This is a genomic window from Symbioplanes lichenis (assembly GCF_030709675.1).
Classification (GTDB): domain Bacteria; phylum Actinomycetota; class Actinomycetes; order Mycobacteriales; family Micromonosporaceae; genus Actinoplanes; species Actinoplanes lichenis.
In genome coordinates this window covers 1-2,968 of record NZ_JAUZQD010000043.1, presented here as the reverse complement: position 1 = coordinate 2,968, position 2,968 = coordinate 1, and the positions used below count along the sequence as shown (strand labels likewise).

3 protein-coding genes are annotated in these 2,968 nt (G+C 72.5%); 1 reads left to right on the top strand and 2 read right to left on the bottom strand.

Annotated features, from left to right (window positions below; translation table 11 throughout):
* Positions 1–1,428 precede the first annotated feature (1,428 nt).
* Positions 1,429–1,758, bottom strand: coding sequence for a hypothetical protein (locus RAN62_RS40945; RefSeq protein ID WP_305790299.1), 330 nt, complete (start codon positions 1,756–1,758; stop codon positions 1,429–1,431).
* Positions 1,759–1,860: 102 nt separating this feature from the next.
* The gene (locus RAN62_RS40940; RefSeq protein ID WP_305790298.1) at positions 1,861–2,166 is read right to left on the bottom strand and encodes a hypothetical protein; all 306 of its coding nucleotides are present in this window, start codon (positions 2,164–2,166) and stop codon (positions 1,861–1,863) included.
* Positions 2,167–2,293: 127 nt separating this feature from the next.
* Here RAN62_RS40940 and RAN62_RS40935 point away from each other — a divergent pair.
* Positions 2,294–2,968 (top strand): hypothetical protein (locus tag RAN62_RS40935; protein ID WP_305790297.1); only part of this gene is annotated, 675 nt, incomplete at its 3' end.

The following is a 2,968-nucleotide window of genomic DNA, read 5'->3' as shown; positions in this document are numbered from 1 at the left end:
GCACTGGGCCACCGAAATCAACAAAACCTTCGCCCCCAACATGAACGGCGACCGCCCGCCACCCAACCTCAAAACCGGCGACAACAAGACCAACCCACCAACCACAACGACAACGGACGAGCCGCCGCCTGCTTACGGCGAAAAAGGCGGGACTCCCCCACCGTATTCGGACGCTACTACCACAGTGGACGGTCCGGGTGAACACCAGACGACGGGCGGCCAACAATCACCCCCGCCCTCCGGCGCAACCACCCCGCCGTCCGCCGCCAGCCCGTCCCCCACCGGCGCGCCCACCCCTACCGGCGCAGGTACCCCTACTCCCACCGGCGCGGGCACCCCCTCTCCCACCGGCGCGGGTACCCCGACTCCGACCGGCGCAGGCACTCCCTCTCCCACAGGCGCGGGTACTCCGACTCCGACCGGCGCGGGCACTCCGGCTCCCACGGGCGCGGGCATTCCGGCTCCCACCGGTGCAGGCACTCCCTCTCCCCTCGGCACGGGCGCCCCCACCCCGACCGGCGTGAACACCCCGACTCCGACCGGCGCGGGAACCCCCACTCCGACCGGCGCGGGCAATCAGACTCCGGTCGGGGCCGGCTCCCAGACCCCGGCCGGCGCGGGCGCCCAGACCCCGGCCGGCGCACAGCCCCCCGCCGGCGCCACGACTCCTTCGCCCGCTCCCACCGGTGCGAACACGCCGGCGCCGGTTGCGACGCCCACCGCACCGTCGGCGCCTCAGGGCCTGCCGGGCTTCGAGACCACGGTCGTCGCCCCGCCCGCCGCCGCGCCGGCTGTCACGACCACGTCTCCCGAAGCTGCGCCCGCCCCAGCCCCCGCGGCTTCGGCTCCCTCGGTCTCCGCACCCGCGGTCTCGGCACCCACGGTTTCCGCACCCACGGTTTCCGCACCCACGGACGCAGCGGCACCGGTCGAGACGCCTACGGCGGCACCGCAGAATGCACCGGCGCCGACCTCCACGCCGGGCACGGTCCAGAGTCCTGCCCCGATCGGCACGCAGGATCAGACCTCACAGGGCACTCCCGCCCAGACACCGCAAGGCACTCCCGCGCAGACCCCGCAGGGCACTCCCGCCCAGACACCACAAGGCGTCCCCGCCCAGACACCACAGGGGACTCCTGCCCAGACACCGCCGAGCGCTCCTGCCCAATCGCCGCAGGGCAGCCCGGTGCAGAGCCCGGCCACGACGCCCCCGGCGCAAAGCCCGTCCCCAACGCCGGCGCAGAGCCCCACGACTGCCCCGGCGCAGAGCCCGGCGACAACCCCAGTGCAGGGCCCGGCGACTACCCCGGCGCAGAACCCCGCGACGAACCCGGCGCAGGGCCCGGCGCAGGGCCCGACGACGACTCCGGGGCGGGGCACTACTGCCGACCCTGCGGTGTCACCGGCCGTTGTGGCGCCCGCTGCGGTTCAACCTTCGCCGATTACTACCTCGGTCGATGCACCGCAGGCGCCGCCAGTTGCCGCCTCGCCGACTCCGGTGACAAGCGACACCACGCCGACGACCGCGACGCAGCAGCAGACCAACAGCTCCAGCAACACGGCGCCGACCAGCACCACGCCCCAGCCGGCCACCACGACACCGACGAGCGCCACGCCGCAGCCGGCCACCACGACGCCGACCAGCACGACGCCGCAGACGACCAGCACGACGCCGACGAGCACTACGCCGCAGACGACCAGCACGACACCGGCCAGCACGACGCCGCAGACGACCAGCACGACGCCGACGAGCAACACGCCGACCAGCGCGACGCCCGGGACGAGCAGCGCGACCTCGCCGGTTCAGGGCACGCAGCAGGGGTCCGTCCGCTCGACCGACAGCAGCAGCACGCCGCCCGCTCAGCCCGCCACCGACCGGGCCACCCCGCGCGACCTGCCCCCGCTCAACACCGCAGTCCCGCCGGCCACCGCGGACGTCTCACCGCTGACCGAGTCGGACCTGGCCGTCGACTTCCCCGGCTCCCCGGTCTCCCCCATCGACACCGCGCCCGAGACAACGAACGACCCCGCGCCCGCGACCGAGACCTCGCCCGCAACGACCACCGACACCACGCCTGCCCCCGCAACGGCCACCGACACCAACCCCACCCCGGCCACGACCGCCGAGACCACGAACGACCCCGCGCCCGCCACCGAAGCGCCCACCCCGGCACCCGCACCAGAGACGGAAAGCAACACCGCCGGCGTCCAGCTCCCCTCCCGAGCCCCCCGCAACCCGAACCAAAACCAAGGCCCCGCCCGCCAACCCGGCACCCGCCCGGCCACCACCCCCATGCCCACCGTCCTGGGCAACCGCGGCTCAACCCCCTTCCGCGCCGCCCAGCAGACTTACGGCTTCCAACAAGTCGGCCAGCCCCGCCGCATCAACCCCGTCGTGCCTCCCCGCGACGACACCACCACCGACAAACCGGCCTACCTGGCCACCGTCCCGGTCACTCCCGGCACCAACCTGCAGGATCTGGTCGACAAATACGCCGCGGGCTTCACCACCAACCCTCACACCGGACGCTTCGGCCTGGTCATCGGCGTCAACGGTTATCGCGGCGCCTACTCCGACCAGCAAATCGCCGACACGGTCGCGCAGACCATCAACGCACCATTCCCGGTCACGGTCATCGGCTTCTCCTGGACCAACCGGGAGATCGAACAAGGGCGACCGCTCGGACAGGACACCATCCCCTACGCGGCGATCCGCGAGACCATCGTGCGGCACCCGGAAGCGGAAAACCTGCTCGGCAACATCAGGACCGACGACACTCCGACGTTTGTGCACACCGGCGACGCCGACGTCGACTCGATGGCCGGGCTGTTCTCCAATGCCGACACGACGATCGCGAACAATGATGAAGCGCAACTCATCACGGGCGGCTACCAGTTCGACGCCAACGCTGACCCGATGGCCCAGCACGCCAATCAGCGTGACCGTGCTGTCCGCGAGGCCATGGCT